Source organism: Roseomonas sp. USHLN139 (genome assembly GCF_037145735.1).
Lineage (GTDB): Bacteria > Pseudomonadota > Alphaproteobacteria > Acetobacterales > Acetobacteraceae > Pseudoroseomonas.
The window spans coordinates 245,894-264,829 of record NZ_JBBCWY010000003.1 but is presented as its reverse complement, the minus strand read 5'-3'; the positions used below and the strand labels follow the sequence as shown (position 1 = coordinate 264,829).

Below are 18,936 nucleotides of genomic sequence, written 5' to 3'. Positions count from 1 at the left end.
CTCAGCCCGCGCCGACGCCGAAGCGCCGCGCCCGGCGCCGGTACTCGGTCAGCGCCTGGTCCAGATGCGCCGCCTCGAAATCCGGCCAGAGCACGTCGAGGAAGACGAACTCGGCATAGGCCGCCTGCCAGAGCAGGAAGTTGGACAGCCGCTGCTCGCCCGAGGTGCGGATGATCAGGTCGGGGTCCGGCATGCCGGCGGTGGACAGCCGGGCAGCAATGGCCGCCTCGTCGACGGCCGCGGGATCGAGGGTGCCGGCGGCGACCTCGGCGGCGATGGCGCGCGTGGCGGCGGCGATCTCGGCCCGCGCGCCATAGGACAGCGCGACGGTCAGGTTGAGCCGCGTGTTGTGGGCGGTGGCCGCCTCGGCCTCGGCGATGGCGGCCATGGTCTCGCGGCCGAAGCGCTCGCGCTCGCCGATGACGCGCAGCCGCACGCCGTTCTTGGCCAGCGTGTTGACCTCGTGCCGCAGATAGAGGCGCAGCAGGCCGGTGAGGTCGCGCACCTCGTCGGCCGAGCGCTGCCAGTTCTCGGAGGAGAAGGCGAAGAGCGTCAGCCAGCCGATGCCGGCATCGGCGCAGGCCTGGACGGCGCGGCGCACCGCCTCCACCCCCGCCTTGTGGCCGAGCGCCCGCGGCAGGGCGCGGTTGCGCGCCCAGCGGCGGTTGCCGTCCATGATCAGGCCGACATGCACCGGGTCGCCGGTGCTCCCGGCCGGACTCGGGGATGCGGTCCCGGAGGCCGCGAAGGCGGCGCCGGCAGCAGGCTGGTTGAGGGGCGCCGCGCTCATGCTTCCGGTCAGACCGCCTTGATGTCCTTTTCCTTCTCGGCCAGCAGCTCATCGACCTTCTTGATCGTCTGGTCGGTCAGCTTCTGCACCTCGTCGGACCACTTCGCCGCGTCATCCTTGCCGATCTCGGACTTCTTCTCCCAGCCCTTGATCTGCTCCATGCCGTCGCGGCGCACGGCGCGCGCCGCCACCTTGGCGGCTTCGGCATACTTCGCCGCCTGCTTGGCCAGCTCGTTGCGGCGCTCCTGGGTCAGCGGCGGCAGCGGCACGCGGATCGTCTGGCCCTCGGTCTGCGGGTTCAGGCCGAGGCCGGAATCGCGGATGGCGATCTCCACGGCCTTGGCGGCCTGGCGGTCCCAGACCTGCACCTGCAGCATGCTGGGGCCACCGACCGAGATATTGGCGACCTGCGCCAGCGGCTGGTTGGCGCCATAGACCTCGACGCGGATCGGCTCCAGCAGCGCCGGCGAGGCGCGGCCGGTGCGCAGGCCGACGAATTCCTTCTTCAGGACTTCAAGGCCCGACTCCATGCGGCGGGCGATGTCCTGCTTCAGCGTGTTCAGATCGGCAGGTGCGGCCATGGCGCGGCTTCCTTCTCGGCTAGGCTCGGTAGGATGGGCTCAGAGGTCCACGACGGTGGTGAAGCGGCCCTCGCCCTGCATCACGGCGGTGAAGGCGCCCGTCTCGTGGATATTGAAGACGATGATCGGCAGCTTGTTCTCGCGTGCCAGGCTGATCGCGGCGGCGTCCATCACCGCCAGGTCGCGCGCCAGCATGTCGAGATAGGTGAGCGTCGTGTAACGCTCGGCATTCGGGTTCTTGCGCGGGTCGGCGGAATAGACGCCATCCACCTGGGTGCCCTTGAACAGGGCGTCGCACTTCATCTCGGCGGCGCGCAGCGCGGCGGCGGTGTCCGTGGTGAAGAAGGGATTGCCCGAGCCGGCGGCGAAGACCACGACCCGGCCCTTCTCCATGTGCCGCTCGGCGCGGCGGCGGATGAAGGGCTCGCAGACGCTGCTCATCGGGATGGCGGACTGCACCCGGGTCGGCACGCCGGCCCGCTCCAGCGCGCTCTGCATCGCCAGCGCGTTCATCACGGTGGCCAGCATGCCCATGCTGTCGGCCTGGGCGCGGTCCATGCCGGAGGAGGCGCCGGCGACGCCGCGGAAGATGTTGCCGCCGCCCACCACGACGCAGACCTCGACGCCCAGCGAGACGACGCCCTTGATGTCCTCGGCGATGGCGCGGACGGTCGCATTGTCCAGCCCGTAGTCGCGATTGCCCATCAGCGCCTCGCCGGACAGCTTGAGCAGCACGCGCTTGTAGATCGGGGCGGTCATGATGCGGGCTCCGGCGGCAGGAGGCGAGGAAGGGGCGCGGCACGATAGGCACGGGCCGAGGGGGCAGCAAGCGCGGTCGCGGCGTCGGGCCGCACCGGCCGGATCAGAAAACCGGGGGCGACGCCGTTTGCGCCGCAGCATGGCGGCGCGGGCGGCGTCCCCGGACAGGGCTTCCGGAAGCCGGAAGAAGGCGGGCAGAAAGATGGGGGCGCCGGCCTGCGCCAGCACCCCCTTCCCTGCAGCCCGCGACGCGGATCAGACCGTGCCGGCGGCGGCGGCGACTTCGGCGGCGAAGTCGCTGGTCTGCTTCTCGATGCCCTCGCCCAGCTGGAAGCGGGCGAAGCCCGTCAGCTTGGCGCCGGCCTTCTGGACGACGGCCTTCACGCGGCTCTCGCCGTCATGCACCCAGACCTGCTCCAGCAGCACCACTTCCTCGTAGTACTTGCGGACGCGGCCCTCGACCATCTTCTCGATGATGGCGTCCGGCTTGCCGGAGGCGCGCGCCTGCTCGGTCAGCACGGCCTTCTCACGCTCCAGCGCCGACGGATCGACGGCGGAGGTGTCGAGCGCGTCCGGACGGGCGGCGGCGACATGCATGCCGATCTGGCGGCCCAGGATCTCGAGCGCCTCGATCTCCGAGGGCGCCTCGAGGGCGGCGAGCACGCCGATCTTGCCCAGGCCCGGCTTGACGGCCGAGTGGACATAGGTCGCGACCACGCCGGACGGGACCTGCAGCCGCTTGGCGCGGCGGATCGTCATGTTCTCGCCGATCGTGGCGATCAGGCGGGTCAGCTCGTCCTGCACCGAGTGGGTGGTGCCCGGATAGGTCGCCGCCTTCAGCGTCTCGACATCGTCGCCGACCGAGAGAACCAGGCCCGCCACTTCCGCGACGAAGTTCTGGAACAGGTCGTTGCGGGCAACGAAATCGGTCTCGGCGTTGATCTCCACCATGCCGCCGACCTGCGGGCCGGTGGCGGTGCCGATCAGGCCCTCGGCGGCGACGCGGCCGGACTTCTTGGCGGCGGCGGCGAGGCCCTTCTTGCGCAGCCAGTCGATCGCAGCCTCGGCGTCGCCGTTGTTCTCAACGAGCGCCTTCTTGACGTCCATCATGCCCGCGCCGGTCTTGTCGCGCAGGTCGCGGACCATCGCGGCGGTCACCTCAACCATGGATCTGCTCCTGTCCTGTCTCAGCTCGGCAATCAGGCCTGCGGCGCCACCGGGGCGTCGGCACCGCCGACGGCGGCCTCGGCCTCGGCAACCGCATTGCCCTCAACGCCCTCGACCACCGGCAGTTCCTCGGCCAGCTCCTCGGAGGCGCCCAGGTCGACGCCCGAGGCCTGCAGCTCGGCGCTGATGCCGTCGAACACGGCGCCGGCGATCAGGTCGCAGTAGAGGTTGATGGCGCGGATCGCGTCGTCATTGCCCGGGATCGGGAAGGCCACGCCCTCGGGATCGGCGTTGGAGTCGACCACGGCGACCACCGGGATGCCGAGCTTGTTGGCCTCCTCGATCGCCAGCTTCTCCTTCACCACGTCGATGACGAAGATGATGTCGGGCAGGCCGCCCATCTCGCGGATGCCGCCCAGGGCGCGGTCCAGCTTCTCACGCTCGCGCGTGAGCATCAGGACTTCCTTCTTGGTCAGGCCGGCGGTGTTGCCGCCCAGCTGCTCGTCCATCTGCTTCAGGCGCTTGATCGAGCCCGTGATGGTCTTCCAGTTGGTCAGCATGCCGCCGAGCCAACGGTGGTTCACGTAGTACTGGCCGCAGCGGGTCGCGGCTTCCGCCACATACTCGGCCGCCGCCTTCTTGGTGCCGACGAAGAGCACGCGGCCGCCGCCGGCGACGACGTCACGGACGGTGCGCAGCGCGCGGTCCAGCATCGGCACGGTCTGCTGCAGGTCGAGGATGTGCACCTGGTTGCGCACGCCGAAGATGTACGGCGCCATCCGCGGGTTCCAGCGGCGGGTGTGGTGGCCGAAATGGACACCGGCCTCGAGCAGCTGACGCAGGGAAACTTCGGGCATCGCCATGCTGGCGGTCCTTCCTTCGATAAACACGTCCGGTTGAGCCTCCGCGGCGCTGACCCCTGAAGCCAGGGGACCGGACCCTGATCCCTGCCGGGACCGAAGGGCGCACCGCGTGCGGATTTGCCGGCTCGGGGGACGTCCCGGGCCGGCGCGGCCGATATAGAGGCCGAGGCCCCGGCTGGCAAGGAATGCCTGCCCCCTTTGCCGGCGCGCCGCGGCCCGGCAGACTGTGGCGCGCCATGACCCGCCTGACGCTCCGCCCCGCCCAAGCCAGCGACGCCGAGGCCCTGATCACGGCCAACCGCGAAAGCCGCGCCCACCACGCCCCCTGGGTCGAGCCCTTCACCGACCGGCCCGGCTTCGACGCCTGGTTCCAGCGCCAGCTGACCGGGCCGAATCTGGGGCTGGTCGCGGTGGAAGCCCGTTCCGGCGGCATCGCCGGCGTGGTCAACCTGAACCAGATCGTCGGCGGCGCCTTCCAGTCGGCCTATCTCGGCTATTACGGCATGGCCCGCTTCGCCCGGCAGGGGCTGATGACCGAGGCGCTGCGCCTGACCATCGCCCATGCCTTCGGCCCGCTCGGCCTGCACCGGCTGGAGGCGAACATCCAGCCGGACAACGCCGCCTCCCGCGCCCTGGTGCAAAGGCTGGGCTTCCGCCTGGAGGGGCTCTCGCCGCGCTATCTCCGCATCGGCGGGCTGTGGCGGGACCATGAGCGGTGGGCCGTGTTGGCGGACGAGGACTGAGCGCCGCGTCCCGCCGCCAGGCCCTGGTGTGGTGGCCGGCGAAGCGCTGCCCCCCCAAACGGCCGGTGACCAGAAAGAAGAAGGGGTCCAGGGGAATTCCTTCCCCTGGCCTTTCCTGCCTTCGGGTCAGCCCGCCTCCACCGTCGACACCCCCGGCACCACCTTGATCGCCTGGGCCAGCCGCGGCGAGACGTTCCAGGCGCCCGGCAGCACCACCTCGAGCTCCTGGCTCTCGCCCAGCCGGGGGATCAGGATGACGCGGCCGCGGCCCGGGCCTTCGCGGGTCAGCATGTCGCGCACCGGGTCGATGGCGGCGGGGTCGTCGATCCACAGCCGCAGCATCTGGCCGACGCCGCTGGCCGCCTTGTCCAGGCCTTCCAGGCCCTGCGCGGTCAGGCGCAGGGTCTCGCCTTCCATCCGCGCCTCGCAGGTGACCAGCACGGCATTGCCCTCGGTCAGCAGCGGGCGGGCGCGCAGCAGGATCTCGGAGAACAGGGTGACCTCGGTGCTGCCGCTGGCATCCGAGATGCGCAGCCAGGCCATGCGGCTGCCGGTGCGGGTGGTGCGCTCCTTGCTGTTCACCACGGTGCCGGCCAGGCGCAGGACCCCGGCGCCGGATTCGGCCTTGGCCTGCATCTGGGCGATCGGCGTGACCCGCAGCTTCTTCAGCACGTCCTTATAGGTGTCGAGCGGATGGGCGGAGAGGTGGAAGCCTACCGCCTCGGCCTCCTGGGTCAGGCGCTCGAGCTCCGGCCAGTCGGCGACATTGGGCATGCGCAGCGGCTCGGGCCGGGCATCGCCGCCGCCGAACAGGCCGAACTGGCTGGAGGTCCGCTCCTCCGCCGCGGCCTGGGCGCGGCGCAGGATCACCTCGGCCGAGAGCGTCATCTTCGCCCGGTTCGGCTCCAGGCTGTCGAAGGCACCGGCGCGGGCCAGGTTCTCCAGCTGCATCTTGTTGAGCTGCTTTGGATCGACCCGGCCGGCGAATTCGGCGACCGAGACAAAGGGCCCGGCCTTGTCGCGCGCCGCCACCAGATCCTTCATCGCCTGCATGCCGACGCGCTTGACCGCGGCCAGGGCGAAGCGGATCGCCGGCGTGCCATCCTCCAGCGCATCCACCTTGAAGTCGGCGGCGGAGCGGTTGATGTCGGGCGGCAGCACCTTGATGCCGAGGCGCGAGGCCTCCTGCATGTGGTTGGCCAGCTTCTCGGTCTTGTCGAGGTCGAGCGTCATCGAGGCGGCCAGGAAGGCCACCGGATGGTTCGCCTTCAGATAGGCCGTGTGATAGGCGACCAGCGCATAGGCGGCGGCATGCGACTTGTTGAAGCCGTATTCCGCGAACTTCTCCATCATGTCGAAGATCTCGCCGGCCTTGCCTTCCGGCACGCCGTTCTTCACCGCGCCGTCGACGAAGATCTTGCGCTGGGCCTCCATCTCGGAGCGGATCTTCTTGCCCATGGCGCGGCGCAGCAGGTCGGCGCCGCCGAGGGAATAGCCGGCGACGTCCTGGCTGATCTGCATGACCTGCTCCTGGTAGACCAGGATGCCATAGGTCTCCTCGACCAGGTGCTTCATCGCCGGATGCACCGGCTCCCACTTCTCGCCATGCTTGCGGGCGCAATAGGCCGGGATATTGGCCATCGGGCCGGGGCGGTAGAGCGAGACGGCGGCGATCAGGTCCTCGAAGCGGTCGGGGCGCATCATGCGCAGGCAGTCCCGCATCCCCTGGCCTTCGAACTGGAACACCCCGGCGGAATCGCCGCGGGCCAGCATCTCATAGGTCCTGCGGTCGTCGAGCGGCAGGCTGGGCAGGTCGATGGTGACCCCCTGCCCGGCCAGGATCTCGACCGCGCGCTGCAGCACGGTCAGGGTCTTCAAACCGAGGAAGTCGAATTTTACGAGCGTCGCATTCTCCACATACTTCATGGAGTACTGCGTCACGAGCATATCGGACCGCGGGTCGCGGTAGAGGGCGACAATATCGATCAGCGGCTTGCGGCCGATCACCACGCCGGCGGCATGGGTCGAGGCGTTGCGGTAGAGGCCCTCGAGGACCAGGGCCGTCTCCATCAGCCGGTCGACGGTCTCGTCGCTCTCGCGCATCTCCTGCAGCCGCGGCTCGCCGTCGAGCGCCTGCTGCAGGGTGACCGGCTTGGCCGGGTTGAAGGGGATCAGCTCGGCGATCTTGTTCACCTGGCCATAGGGCATGCCCATGACGCGGCCGACATCGCGCACCACCGCCTTGGCCTGCAGGCGGCCGAAGGTGATGATCTGCGCCACCCGGTCCTCGCCATATTCGCGGCGGACGTAGCGGATCACCTCGTCGCGGCGGTCCTGGCAGAAGTCGATGTCGAAATCCGGCATCGAGACGCGCTCGGGATTGAGGAAGCGCTCGAAGAGCAGGCCGAAGCGCAGCGGGTCGAGGTCGGTGATCAGCAGCGCCCAGGCGGCGACCGAGCCGGCGCCCGAGCCGCGGCCCGGCCCGACCGGAATGCCCTGCGCCTTGGCCCATTGGATGAAGTCGGCGACGATCAGGAAATAGCCCGAGAAGCCCATCTTCTCGATGACGTTGAGCTCGAATTCCAGCCGCTCGCGATAGACCGGGCGGGCCTCCTCCGGCGTGCCCTGGGCCTGCAGCCGGTCCTCCAGCCCGCGCGCGGCCATGTCGCGGACGGTCTCGGCCTCGGTCATGCCGGGCTGCACCTTGGGGCAGATCGGCAGCTCGGGCTTGCGGGACTCGGCCATGACGGCGCAGCGGCGGGCGATGGCCAGCGTGTTGTCGCAGGCCTCCGGCAGGTCGGCGAAGAGCTTGCGCATCGCCGCGGCCGGCTTGAAGTAGTGCTCGGGCGTCAGGCGGCGGCGGTCGGTCTCGGCCAGCGTGCGGCCCTCGGCGATGCAGAGCAGCGCGTCATGCGCCTCGTACATCGCCGATTTGGCGAAGTAGATATCGTTGGCGGCGACGATCGGCAGCGCCGCGCCGTCGGCCAGCGCCACCAGCGCCGGGTCCAGCCCGCGCTCGATGTCGAGCCCGTGCCGGGTCAGCTCCACCGCCAGCCGGTCGCCATAGCTTTCCTTCAGGGCGTCCAGCAGCTTCATGGCCGCGTCGCGGCGGCCTTCCACCAGCAGCCGCCCCAGCGGACCGTGCGTGCCACCCGTGAGCAGGAAGACGCCGGAAGCGTGCTGCTGCAGCAGCTCCAGCGTGACGGTCGGCTTGCCGGAGGGGTCGTCGCGCAGGAAGCCCTGGGACGACAGGCGCTGGACGTTCTCCAGCCCCTCAGCGTTCATCGCCAGGGCGACCACCGGGTCGGGGGCCAGCCGCAGCACCTCGGGCCGGTCGTCGGCGGCGCCGCGGGAGAGGAAAAGCTGGCAGCCCATGATCGGCTGCACGCCCTTGCCGGCGCAGGCCTTGGCAAATTCCAGGGCGCCGAACATGTTGGCGGTGTCGGTCAGCGCCACCGCCGGCATGCCGTCCGCCTTGGCGAGGTCCGCCAGCTTCTCCGCCTTGATCGCCCCCTCGGCCAGGGAATAGGCGGAATGGACGTGCAGGTGAACGAAGCTGTCGGTCATCTTTTTAGTCTAGCACGCTCCGGTGTCGCGTGCAGGTTCCGCGCTCAGGCGGGCACCACCCGCCCGTCCCGCAGCGTCACCACCCGGTCCATCCGCCGCGCCAGATCGGGGTTGTGGGTGGCGATCAGCGCCCCCACCCCGGCGCCCCGCACCGCCTCCAGCAATTCCGAAAAAACCTTGTCGGAGGTGGCGACGTCGAGGTTGCCGGTGGGCTCGTCGGCCAGCAGCAGGCCGGGCTTGTTGGCCAGCGCCCGGGCGATGGCGACGCGCTGCTGCTCGCCGCCCGAGAGGCGCCCCGGACGATGGCCCTCGCGCCCGGACAGGCCGAAGCGGGCCAGCAGCGCGCGGGCGCGCTCGGCCGCCGGCTTCTCGGCCGCGCCGACCGCCATCTGCGGCAGCACGATGTTCTCGAGCGCGGTGAATTCCGGCAGCAGATGGTGGAACTGATAGACGAAGCCGATGGCGCGGCCGCGCAGCGCGCTGCGGGCCTCGTCCTTCAGCCCGACGGTGGGCTGGCCACCGACATGCACCTCGCCGGAATCCGGCCGCTCCAGCAGGCCGGCCAGGTGCAGCAGCGTCGACTTACCGGTGCCCGAGGGCGCGACCAGGGCCACGATCTCGCCGGCGGCAATGGTCAGCTCGGCGCCGGTCAGGACCGGCAGCTCGCCGGCCTCGGTGCGGAAGTGGCGCTGGACATTGTCCAGGCGCAGGCGGATTTCACTCATTGCGCAGCGCTTCCACCGGATCGGTCTTCGCCGCCCGCCAGGAGGGGTAGAGGGTGGCCAGCAGCGACAGGCCGAGGCCCATCAGCACCACCTGCACCACCTCATGCGGGTTCACCACGGCTGGCAGCCTGGTCAGGAAATAGACCTCCGGGCTGAACAGCTGGGTGCCGGTCAGCGACTGCAGCGCCTGGCGGATGCTCTCGATGTTCAGGCAGAAGACCAGGCCGAGCGCGAAGCCGATGGCGGTGCCCAGCACGCCGATCGAGGTGCCACAGATCAGGAAGATGCGCATCACCGCGCCGCGCGTGGCGCCCATGGTGCGCAGGATGGCGATGTCGCGGCCCTTGTCCTTCACCAGCATGATCAGCGAGGAGACGATGTTGAAGGCCGCCACCACGATGATCAGGGTCAGGATCAGGAACATCACGTTCCGCTCGACCTGCACCGCGGCAAAGAAAGAAGAGTTGGCGTTCTGCCAGTCCAGCACCCGGACGGGGAAAGGCAGCGGCGCGTTCAGAATCTCCCGCGTCACGGCGCGAACATTGTCCGGGTTATGAACAAAAACCTCGATCTGCGAGACCGATTCCTTCATCTGGAAATAGACCTGCGCGGCCGGCAGCGGCAGGAACACGTAGGAACTGTCGTATTCGTTCATGCCGGCTTCGAAGAGCGCCACCACCGTATAGGCGCGCAGCCGCGGCACCGTGCCGATCACCGTGTTGCGCCCCTGCGGCGAGACCACCGTGATCTTGCCGCCCACCCCGATGCCCAGCTTCTGCGCCAGGCGGGTGCCGATCAGGATGGCGTCGTCGCCCTCGAAGCGGTCCAGGCTGCCGGCGCGGATATTGCCGGCCAGCAGCGGCCGGGCGCGCAGATCCTCGGGCTTGATGCCGCGGGCGATGCCGCCGGTCGCACCCCCCGCCTCGCTGGTCAGCAGCACCTGGCCCTCGACCAGCGGCGTGGCGCTGGCGACGCCGGCCAGCTGCCGGATGCTGGCGGCGATCTGGTCGTAGTCGCGCACGCCGCCGGGGCCGGGGGCGCTGACCGCCAGATGGCCGTTCAGGCCGAGGATGCGGCCCAGCAGCTCCTGGCGGAAGCCGTTCATCACGCTCATCACGATGATCAGCGTGGCGACGCCCAGCGCGATGCCCACCAGCGAGAAGGTCGCGATCACCGAGACGAAGCGTTCGCCCTTGCGCGCCCGCAGGTAGCGGAACGCGACCTTCCGCTCGAAGGCACCGAACATGGTCGGCTCAGCGCCCGAGGATCTTGGCGAGGGCGACCTCGAGCGAGACCTCCTCGCGCTCGCCCGTGGCGCGGCGCTTCAGCTCGATGACGCCATTGGCCGCCCCGCGCGGGCCGATGATGGCCTGCCAGGGATAGCCGGCCAGGTCGGCATCGGCGAACTTCACCCCGGCGCGCTCGCCGCGGTCGTCCAGCACGGCATCGCCCGGCAGCGAGGCATAGAGCTTCTCGCAGAGCGTGTCGCAGCCGAGATCGCCCGGCTTCAGGTTGAGGATGGCGCAGCGGAAGGGGGCCACCGCCTCCGGCCACTTGATGCCGGCCTCGTCGTGGTTGGCCTCGATGATGGCGCCCAGCAGGCGGGAGACGCCGATGCCGTAGCTGCCCATCTGCGGCGTCACCGGCTGGCCGTCGGGGCCGGCGACCTGCAGCCCCATCGCCGCGCTGTACTTGGTGCCGAAGAAGAAGATGTGGCCGACCTCGATGCCGCGGGCGGAGACCTGGGACTCGGCGCCGAGCGCGTTCCAGGCGGCCTCGTCATGCATCTCGTCGGTGGCGGCGTAGCGGCTGGTCCAGAAGTCGACCGTCGGGTTCAGGTCGCCCTCGTAATCCGGCGTCTGCGCCAGCACGTCGAAATCCAGCAGGTCCTTGTGCAGATAGACCTGGCTCTCGCCGGTCTCGGCCAGGATGATGAACTCGTGGCTGAGGTCGCCGCCGATCGGGCCGGTGTCGGCGCGCATCGGGATGGCCTTCAGCCCCATCCGCGCGAAGGTGCGCAGATAGGCGACGAACATCTTCTTGTAGGAGAGCCGCGCCGCTTCCGCGTCCAGATCGAAGGAATAGGCATCCTTCATCAGGAATTCGCGGCCGCGCATCACGCCGAAGCGCGGACGGATCTCGTCCCGGAACTTCCACTGGATGTGGTAGAGGTTGCGCGGCAGGTCGCGATACGACTTGGCATAGCCCTTGAAGATGTCGGTGATCATCTCCTCGTTGGTCGGGCCGAACAGCATCTCGCGCTCATGCCGGTCGGTGATGCGCAGCATCTCCTTGCCGTAGTCGTCGTAGCGGCCGGACTGCTTCCAGAGCTCGGCGCTCTGGATGGTCGGCATCAGGATCTCCTGGGCGCCGGCGGCGTCCTGCTCTTCGCGGACGATCTGCGCCACCTTCTGCAGCACGCGCAGGCCCAGCGGCAGCCAGGCATAGATGCCGGCGCTGGTCTGGCGGATCATCCCCGCCCGCAGCATCAGCTTGTGCGAGGCGATGGCGGCCTCGGCGGGAACTTCTTTGAGCGTCGGCAGGAAGGCGCGGGAGAGGCGCAAGGGAGGTGCTCCGGTCAGAAACGGCGGGCGGAAGGTAGAGGGGCGCGGGGCTTTGTGCCAGGGGGTGCGCCAAGGGGCGCGCCGCCGCCCGCCGCCGCCCCCCAGGCCATCCGCGTGCAGCGCAGCAAAAATGCGCCCGAAGGCCGGAAAGCGCAATTTTCATGCGGAAATCGGCGACAACACGGCACATGGCCCTTGTCGCACCGGGACCGAAACCATTAAGCTGGCGGAAAGCCAAGAAAAAAGGGCCGCTCCCGTAAAGGGTGCGGCCCGAGTTTAGGGAGGAAACGCCAGTCACACGGCAGGAAGAGAACCAGCTCTCTTCCTGTCGATGATGGTGCCCGGCCGCCCCCTACGCTGCAACGCAAAAACATCCCGGATTCGCCGAAAAAATGGGCTTCGGCGCCCTCTCTGCGCGATTCCGTGCAGAAATCGCCGCAAGGTCGGTCAAACAGCTTAATTTCTGGGCATTGCCAGCCAGCCGTCGCGAAAGCTCAGCCAGTCGCTCTGCACCACGGCATAGATCCCGAGGAACACCACGGTCGCCACCAGCGTGGTGAGCAGCGCCTTGCGCCCCAGCTGCGGGGCCCGCGGCGCGCCACGCCAGCCGCCGGTCGCCTCGCCTTCCACATCCGGCCGCACCCCGATCGGCAGGATGGCGAAGAGCACCGTCCACCAGACCAGGAAATAGACCATCAAACCCGTGAACCAGTTCATCGCCCCCGTCCCCTGCCGCCACGGCCTGCGCAGGGACTTAGGCGCTTCCCCTTGTTCCGGCCAGAGCGTGGCCCGGCCGAGGCGCGCGATCACGAGCGGCTGAGCGCCGCGCAACCCGCGGCGGCGCTCCTGGTTGCCTTGCCGTCCCTGGTCGCGCCCGCGCGGCCCGCCCGCGCCCGCCCCTCGGGAAAGGCGCCCCACTGGCCCTGCCCCGGCACCGCCCCTGCGCCGGTTTCCGGCAGCGCCCGTCCGGATACCGGGAGACCATGACGGCTGCCTCTCCTTCCCGCCTCGTCGAGCTCGACTCGCTGCGCGGCATCGCCGCGCTGATCGTCGTCCTGCACCACGCCTGGCTGACGCTGGACGGCACGCCGCCCTGGCTGGACTGGGCGCTGACGGAAACCCCGCTGCGCCCCATCGCCATGGGCCGCCAGGCCGTTATCTTCTTCTTCGTCCTCAGCGGCTTCGTCCTGACCCGCGCGCTGCTGCGGCAGGAGGCGCGCAGCCCCGGCAGCGTGCTGTCGCCGCTCGGCTGGGGGCATTACGCCGCCCAGCGCGCCATCCGCCTGGGCCTGCCGGTGCTGGCGGCGGTGCTGTTCTCGGCGGCGCTGCAATCGCTGACCTGGCAGGGGCTGCTGCCGCTCGGCCAGCCGCATATCCTGCGCGGCGCCAGTTGGAGCACGCCCTGGACCTGGTCGGACATCGCCTCCCAGGCCCTGCTGCTGCGCTATGGCGACGGCTTCCAGCTGAACCCGGTGCTGTGGTCGCTGGTGCATGAATGGCGCATCGCCCTGCTGCTGCCCTTCGCCCTGCTGCTGCGCCGGCGGCCGGAGCTGCTGCTGGCCATCGCCCTGCTCGGCGCCGCCATCGCCCGCCTGGCCGGCATGCCCGAAGGCCAGGTCTCGCTGGGCGGCAGCCTGGCCGAGACCTTCGCCGCCAGCGCCGGCTTCCTGCCCGCCTTCGCCGCCGGTGCGGCGCTCGCCCTGCGGCCCCTGCCCCGCCTCGACCGCATCCAGGCCATCGCCGCCGGCGCCGCCATCGCGGTGATGGCCATGGTCGCCCATGACTACGGCGTCATCGCCGGCTCGGTGCTGCTGATCCTGCTGGCCCAGCGCGGCGGCCGCTTCGCCACGGCGCTGCGCCACCCGGCGCTGCTCTGGCTGGGGAAGGTGTCCTTCAGCCTCTATTTGATCCACCTGCCGGTGCTGCTGGCGCTGACCCATGCGCTGTTCGGCCAGGCCTCGCCCGAGGCCATCGCCGCTCTGGCGGTGGGGATCTCCCTGCCGGTCGCCGCCGCCGCCCATGCGCTGGTGGAAAAGCCCGCCCATCGCCTGGCGCGGCGCCTGCCGGTGCTGCGCGCGCGCCAGGGGAGGATTCAGGCAGCCTAGGGAGAAGGTTGGGGGAATGAATTCCCCCCGCAAACCTACAGGTTTGCGCCCATCTTTTTTCTGCTCACCGGCCGTTCAACGACCTGCACGGCAACGGAACCGTCGCACCGGCCTCACGGCGGGACGCCGCCTACAAGAACAGCGCGTCCCGTCGCCTCGTGGACACGGCAGTCTGACAGAAAGAAGAAGGGGTCCAGGGGAATTCATTCCCCTGGCCTTTCCCCTGTCTTCCCTGCCGTCAAACCCGCAGCAGATGGATTTCCACGCTCGGCCGCTTCCGCAGCCGCCGCCCCAGCGCCTTGCGCAGCGCCGTGCGCGCGGCGTCGCGCAGCAGGTCGTCTTCCTGCTTCAGCGCCGGGGGCAGGTCGCCCACCACGCGGGCCAGTTCGTCAGCGATCTGCCCGGGCTCGGCATCGGCCATGTCGAACAGGCCGGGGGCCGAAACCTGCGGGGTGCCCAGCACGCGGCCCTGGCGGTCCACCGCCAGCGAGGCCACCACCACGCCGTTGAACAGCATCCGCCGGCGGGCGCCGAGCACGCCGCCTTCCAGCGGCAGCAGGCGGTCGCCATCCAGCACCAGCTGGCCGGTGGGGACGCCTTCCACCACGTCGGGCGCCTCGTTGCTGCCGTGCGAAGCCAGGCGGAGCACGTCGCCATCCTCCACCAGCACCGGGGTCGAGCCCATCTCGCGGGCCAGGGCGGCGTGTTCCTGCAGGTGGCGCCACTCGCCATGCACCGGCACGGCGAAGCGCGGCTTGACCAGGCTGTAGAGCTTCTTCAGCTCGTCGCGCGCCGGATGGCCGGAGACGTGCACCATGTGGTCGTCGGCGGTCATCACCTTGCAGCCGCCGCGGGCCAGCTCGTCCTGCATGCGCAGGATGGCACGCTCATTGCCCGGGATCATGCGCGAGGAGAAGATCACCGTGTCGCCCTCGCCCAGCGAGATGCGCGGATGCGTGTCGGCGGCGATCTTGGCCATGGCCGAGCGCGGCTCGCCCTGGCTGCCGGTGCAGACGATCAGCAGCTGGTCATCGGGGACGTCGTCGGCGTCGTCCTCATGCAGGAACGGCTGCACCTGCTGCAGATAGCCGCATTCGCGCGCCGAGGCCTCGGCATTGCGCAGGCTGCGGCCGAACAGCGCCACCTGCCGGCCGGCGGCCTGGGCGGCCAGCGCGATGCTCTCGATGCGGGCGATGTTGGTGGCGAAGCAGGTGACGGCGACACGGCCCTTCAACTGGCGGATCAGCGCCGTCATGTTGCGCCGGACCTCGGCCTCGCTGCCGGAATGGCCTTCCACCAGGGCATTGGTGCTGTCGCAGACCATGGCGAGCACGCCTTCGCGGCCGAGCGCGGCGAAGGCCTCCTCATCGGCCGGCTCGCCGACCAGCGGGTCGGGGTCCAGCTTCCAGTCGCCGGTGTGCAGCACGGTGCCGTGGCGGGTGCGGATGGCGATCGACTGCGGCTCCGGCACCGAATGGGTGACGCGGATGAACTGCAGCGCGAAGGGGCCGAGCTCGAAGCGGCCGCCGAGCGGGATGGTGACCAGCTTCACCTGGCCGAGCAGCCCGGCCTCGCCCAGCTTGCGGCGCAGCACCGAGGCGGTGAAGGGGCTGCAATAGATCGGGCAGCGCAGCTGCGGCCAGAGCGGCGCGACGGCGCCGATATGGTCCTCATGCGCATGGGTGATCACCAGGCCGAGCAGCTTGTCCTTGCGGTCGGCGAGCCAGGCGGGATCGGGCACCATGACCTCGGCCTCGGGCTGCTCGGCGCCGCCGAAGCCCAGGCCGCAGTCAACCGCCAGCAGCTTGCCGTCGCAGCGATAGACATTGAGGTTGAGTCCGATCTCCCCCGTCCCGCCGAGCGGGATGAAGGCCAGGTCTTCTTGATGAAATTGCATCGATACTCGCCAATGGATAGTCGTTTGACAGGGAATTTTGATGGGTCGTCATTGCCCCTCGGGGCAGATTCCTTGGCCTTCGCATGCTCAATCACCCTCCGGGCGGAGCGCGTCAGGCAAACTCGTACGCTGGAAAATGGGGACGGGATTGCGTTCCGCCAACAGGCGGAGCCCTTCCAGCGTGATGTCGGGATCGGTGATTTCCAGCACCGGCGTGCCCTCGGCGAACAGCGGGGCCAGCCCGCCGGTGCCGATCACTTTCAACGCGCCCCCGTGCTCGGCGCGGATTCGGGCAACGATACCTTCCACCAGACCCACATAGCCCCAGAAGATGCCGGATTGCATCGCCGGAACGGTGGCCGTGCCGATCACGGATTGCGGACGGCCGATGCCGATGCGCGGCAGCCGGGCCGCCGCCTTGTGCAGCGCCTCGATCGACAGGTTGATCCCCGGGGCGATCACGCCGCCGCGATACCCGCCATCCTCATCCACCACGTCGAAGGTGGTGGCGGTGCCAAAATCGATGACGATCAGTGGGCCGCGGTAATGATGGTGCGCCGCCAGCGCATTCAGCAGCCGGTCGGCGCCCACCTCCTCCGGCTGCTCGACCCGGATCGGGAAGCCCCAGTCGAGCGGGGCCCGCGCCACCAGCGGCTCGCAATCGAACCATTCGCGGCACAGCCGGCGCAGGTTGTAGAGCGCCGCCGGCACCACCGTGCCCAGCACGCAGCGCTCGATCTGCCCCGCTGTCAGCCCGACATGGCCGAGCAGCGCCAGCAGCCAGACGGCATATTCGTCGCTGGTCCGCGCCGCGTCGGTGCGGATCCGCCAGCGGCCGCGCCACTCGGTGCCGTCATGGATGGCGAAGACGACATTGGTGTTGCCGGCATCGATGGCGAGCAGCATGCGGAGCCTGGTCCTGGCGGGTCGGGAAGGTGGAAGCGGCGGGTCTAGCCGTTGATCTCGCCAGAGGATACGGCGATGCGCCCTGCCTCGCCGCATAGCAGCAATCGGCCATCCTCGGCGAGGCCGGCATAGCTGCCCTGCAGCGCCTCACCCGTCTGGCGCACGGTCAGCGGCGTGCCGAGCGCCGGGCCGCGCGCCATCCAGGCCGCCCGGATGGGGGCAAAGCCTTCCGCCGCCTGGGCGTCGCGCCAGCGGTCCAGCGCGCCCAGCAGCGTCCAGGCGAAGTCCACCGGCCTCGGCGGGGAGATCCCCTGCCCGGCCAGGCTGGCGGTCGGACGGTCGGGCAGCGGCGGCGCCTCGGCCAGGTTGACGCCGATGCCGAAGGTCAGCCAGGCGATGCCCCCTGCCCCGTCCGGCGCCGCCTGGGTCAGGATGCCGGCCGCCTTGGCGCCGCCCAGCAGCAGGTCATTCGGCCATTTCAGCCGGAGCAGGCCCGCCTCCGGCAGATAGTGAGACACGGCCTCGGCCAGGGCCACCGCCACCAGCAGCGACCATTGCGGCAGTTCCCGCGCGGCGCCGGGCGGGCGCAGCAGGACGGACAGGAAGAGATTGCCCCGCGGCGATCGCCAGGGACGGCCCTGGGTGCCGCGGCCGGCAGTCTGCGCCAGGGCCAGCACGGCCAGGCCGTCGGGCTCGCCAGCCGCCGCCGCCGCCAGGACGGTGTCCTGCGTGCTCGGCAATTCCTCGTGGACACTCAGGCGCCAGGTCATCCATCAGCCCTAAAAGCAAAAGGCCGGGGGGAAAGAATTCCCCCCGGACCCCCCATCTTCTTTCTGTCGAGAAAGAAAGTCAGCCCAGCAGGGCCGCGACCGCCGCCTGCGCCGCAGCCATGAACGGCGCGGGGAACAGGAAGAAGAAGGTGGTGAACAACCCGGTGCCGGCCAGCACCATCGACAGGCTCGCGGGACGCCGGTCCAGCGCCTCGCCACTGTCGAAGAACATCACCTTGATGACGCGCAGATAGTAGTAGGCCGAGACCGCGGAGCTCAGCACGCCGACCACCGCCAGCGTCCAGAACCCACCCTGCACCGCCGCCAGGAAGACGTAGAGCTTGCCGAAGAAGCCGGCCAAGGGCGGGATGCCCGCCATGGACAGCATGAACAGCGTCATGGCCAGCGCCATCGCCGGATCGGTCTTGCCCAGCCCGGCCAGGTCGTCGATCCCCTCCAGCGCCCGGCCCTTGCGGCGCATGGCGATCAGCACCGCGAAGGCGCCGACATTGGTGAAGAGATAGATCGCCATGTAGAGCAGCAGGCCGCGAACGCCGAGCTCGCTGCCCACCGCCAGACCCATCAGCGCATAGCCGACATGGCCGATCGACGAATAGGCCATCAGCCGCTTGATGTTCTTCTGGCCGATCGCCGCCAGGGCGCCCAGGATCATCGAGCCCAGCGAGCAGAGCACGATCACCTGCTGCCACTGCGCCACCAGGTCGCCAAAGGGGCCGGCGGCCACGCGGACCAGCAGCGCGATCGCCGCGACCTTCGGCGCCGAGGCGAAGAAGGCGGTCACCGGGGTCGGCGCGCCCTCATAGACGTCGGGCGTCCACATGTGGAAGGGCACGGCCGAGACCTTAAAGGCCAGCGCCGCCAGCACGAAGACCAGGCCGACCACCAGGCCAAAGGGCGCACCCTCGGCCGAGGAGATCGCATCGGCGATCCGGTCGAAATTGGTGGTGCCGGAGAAGCCGTAGATCAGGCTGGACCCGTAGAGCAGCAGGCCCGAGGCCAGCGCGCCCAGCACGAAGTACTTGAGGCCGGCTTCCGAGGACCGCTCGCTGTCACGGTTGAAGGCGGCGATGACATAGAGCGAGAGCGACAGCAGCTCGATGCCCATATAGAGGGCGATCAGGTCGTTGGCCGAGACCATCACCATCATGCCGATGGTGCTGAACAGCACCAGCAGCGGGAACTCGAACTTCGACAGGCCTTCCTTGGCGTTCCAGTCGATCGCCAGCAGCAGGCCCAGCGCCGCGCCCGCGACCACCAGCAGCTTCATGAAGCGGGTGAAGGCGTCGGCGACATACTGGCCGCCGAAGGCATTGCCCTCGGGCTGCGCCAGCACCAGCACACCGGCCAGCAGCAGCCCGCCCAGCACGCCCATGCTGACGCCGAAGGTGGTGTCGCGCTTCGGCAGCACGCCGGCGACCATGGCGACCAGCCCGACCAGCGCCAGCGCCAGCTCGGGGAGGATGAGGGTCCAGTTCATG

Annotated in this window: 16 protein-coding genes; 2 read left to right on the top strand and 14 right to left on the bottom strand. The window is 69.8% G+C overall.

Annotation, left to right across the window (positions count from 1 at the left end):
* Position 1: 1 nt before the first annotated feature.
* The 5 genes from uppS to rpsB form a co-directional block, all read right to left on the bottom strand.
* Positions 2 to 790: a polyprenyl diphosphate synthase gene (gene uppS / locus WFI16_RS11710; RefSeq protein WP_419898016.1), complete on the bottom strand. Its 789-nt coding sequence runs from the start codon at positions 788 to 790 to the stop codon at positions 2 to 4.
* An 8-nt stretch (positions 791 to 798) separates the two neighbouring features.
* Positions 799 to 1,371 (bottom strand): ribosome recycling factor, encoded by a 573-nt coding sequence (gene frr / locus WFI16_RS11705; protein WP_419898015.1) that lies wholly within the window; start codon positions 1,369 to 1,371, stop codon positions 799 to 801.
* 39 nt (positions 1,372 to 1,410) lie between these two features.
* Positions 1,411 to 2,130, bottom strand: coding sequence for a UMP kinase (gene pyrH, locus WFI16_RS11700; RefSeq protein WP_419898014.1), 720 nt, complete (start codon positions 2,128 to 2,130; stop codon positions 1,411 to 1,413).
* 255 nt (positions 2,131 to 2,385) lie between these two features.
* Entirely contained in the window at positions 2,386 to 3,297 is a 912-nt protein-coding gene (gene tsf, locus WFI16_RS11695; RefSeq protein ID WP_419898013.1) for a translation elongation factor Ts, read from the bottom strand.
* 32 nt (positions 3,298 to 3,329) lie between these two features.
* Entirely contained in the window at positions 3,330 to 4,160 is an 831-nt protein-coding gene (rpsB, locus tag WFI16_RS11690; protein WP_419898012.1) for a 30S ribosomal protein S2, read from the bottom strand.
* Positions 4,161 to 4,396: 236 nt separating this feature from the next.
* Here rpsB and WFI16_RS11685 point away from each other — a divergent pair, with 236 nt between their 5' ends.
* Positions 4,397 to 4,903: a GNAT family N-acetyltransferase gene (locus WFI16_RS11685; protein WP_419898011.1), complete on the top strand. Its 507-nt coding sequence runs from the start codon at positions 4,397 to 4,399 to the stop codon at positions 4,901 to 4,903.
* Positions 4,904 to 5,029: 126 nt separating this feature from the next.
* Here WFI16_RS11685 and dnaE read toward each other — a convergent pair whose 3' ends face one another.
* From dnaE to WFI16_RS11660, 5 genes are all read right to left on the bottom strand, one after another.
* Positions 5,030 to 8,470: a DNA polymerase III subunit alpha gene (gene dnaE / locus WFI16_RS11680; RefSeq protein ID WP_419898010.1), complete on the bottom strand. Its 3,441-nt coding sequence runs from the start codon at positions 8,468 to 8,470 to the stop codon at positions 5,030 to 5,032.
* Positions 8,471 to 8,514: 44 nt separating this feature from the next.
* A complete protein-coding gene (locus WFI16_RS11675) occupies positions 8,515 to 9,195 on the bottom strand; it encodes an ABC transporter ATP-binding protein (RefSeq protein WP_419898009.1) in 681 nt (226 codons plus the stop codon).
* A complete protein-coding gene (locus tag WFI16_RS11670; protein ID WP_419898008.1) occupies positions 9,188 to 10,441 on the bottom strand; it encodes a lipoprotein-releasing ABC transporter permease subunit in 1,254 nt (417 codons plus the stop codon). Before WFI16_RS11670 ends, WFI16_RS11675 begins: the two co-directional genes overlap by 8 nt.
* Positions 10,442 to 10,448: 7 nt before the next feature.
* On the bottom strand, positions 10,449 to 11,759 hold the full coding sequence (gene proS, locus WFI16_RS11665; RefSeq protein ID WP_419898007.1) for a proline--tRNA ligase: 1,311 nt from the start codon (positions 11,757 to 11,759) through the stop codon (positions 10,449 to 10,451).
* 456 nt (positions 11,760 to 12,215) lie between these two features.
* Positions 12,216 to 12,476 carry a DUF1467 family protein gene (locus tag WFI16_RS11660; protein WP_419898006.1) on the bottom strand — a complete coding sequence of 87 codons (261 nt, stop codon included), beginning with the start codon at positions 12,474 to 12,476 and terminating at the stop codon, positions 12,216 to 12,218.
* Between the two features lie 266 nt (positions 12,477 to 12,742).
* On the opposite strand from WFI16_RS11660, the gene WFI16_RS11655 reads away from it, so the two are divergent.
* Entirely contained in the window at positions 12,743 to 13,864 is a 1,122-nt protein-coding gene (locus WFI16_RS11655; RefSeq protein ID WP_419898005.1) for an acyltransferase family protein, read from the top strand.
* A 238-nt stretch (positions 13,865 to 14,102) separates the two neighbouring features.
* Here the strand turns inward: WFI16_RS11655 and WFI16_RS11650 are convergent, their stop codons facing one another.
* The 4 genes from WFI16_RS11650 to nuoN form a co-directional block, all read right to left on the bottom strand.
* A complete protein-coding gene (locus WFI16_RS11650; protein ID WP_419898004.1) occupies positions 14,103 to 15,761 on the bottom strand; it encodes a ribonuclease J in 1,659 nt (552 codons plus the stop codon).
* 87 nt (positions 15,762 to 15,848) lie between these two features.
* The gene (locus WFI16_RS11645) at positions 15,849 to 16,667 is read right to left on the bottom strand and encodes a type III pantothenate kinase (protein ID WP_419898003.1); all 819 of its coding nucleotides are present in this window, start codon (positions 16,665 to 16,667) and stop codon (positions 15,849 to 15,851) included.
* A 44-nt stretch (positions 16,668 to 16,711) separates the two neighbouring features.
* Positions 16,712 to 17,437 (bottom strand): biotin--[acetyl-CoA-carboxylase] ligase, encoded by a 726-nt coding sequence (locus WFI16_RS11640; protein ID WP_419898002.1) that lies wholly within the window; start codon positions 17,435 to 17,437, stop codon positions 16,712 to 16,714.
* Between the two features lie 79 nt (positions 17,438 to 17,516).
* Complete coding sequence (gene nuoN / locus WFI16_RS11635) at positions 17,517 to 18,935, bottom strand: NADH-quinone oxidoreductase subunit NuoN (protein ID WP_419898001.1); 1,419 nt, start codon at positions 18,933 to 18,935, stop codon at positions 17,517 to 17,519.
* Position 18,936: the final 1 nt, after the last annotated feature.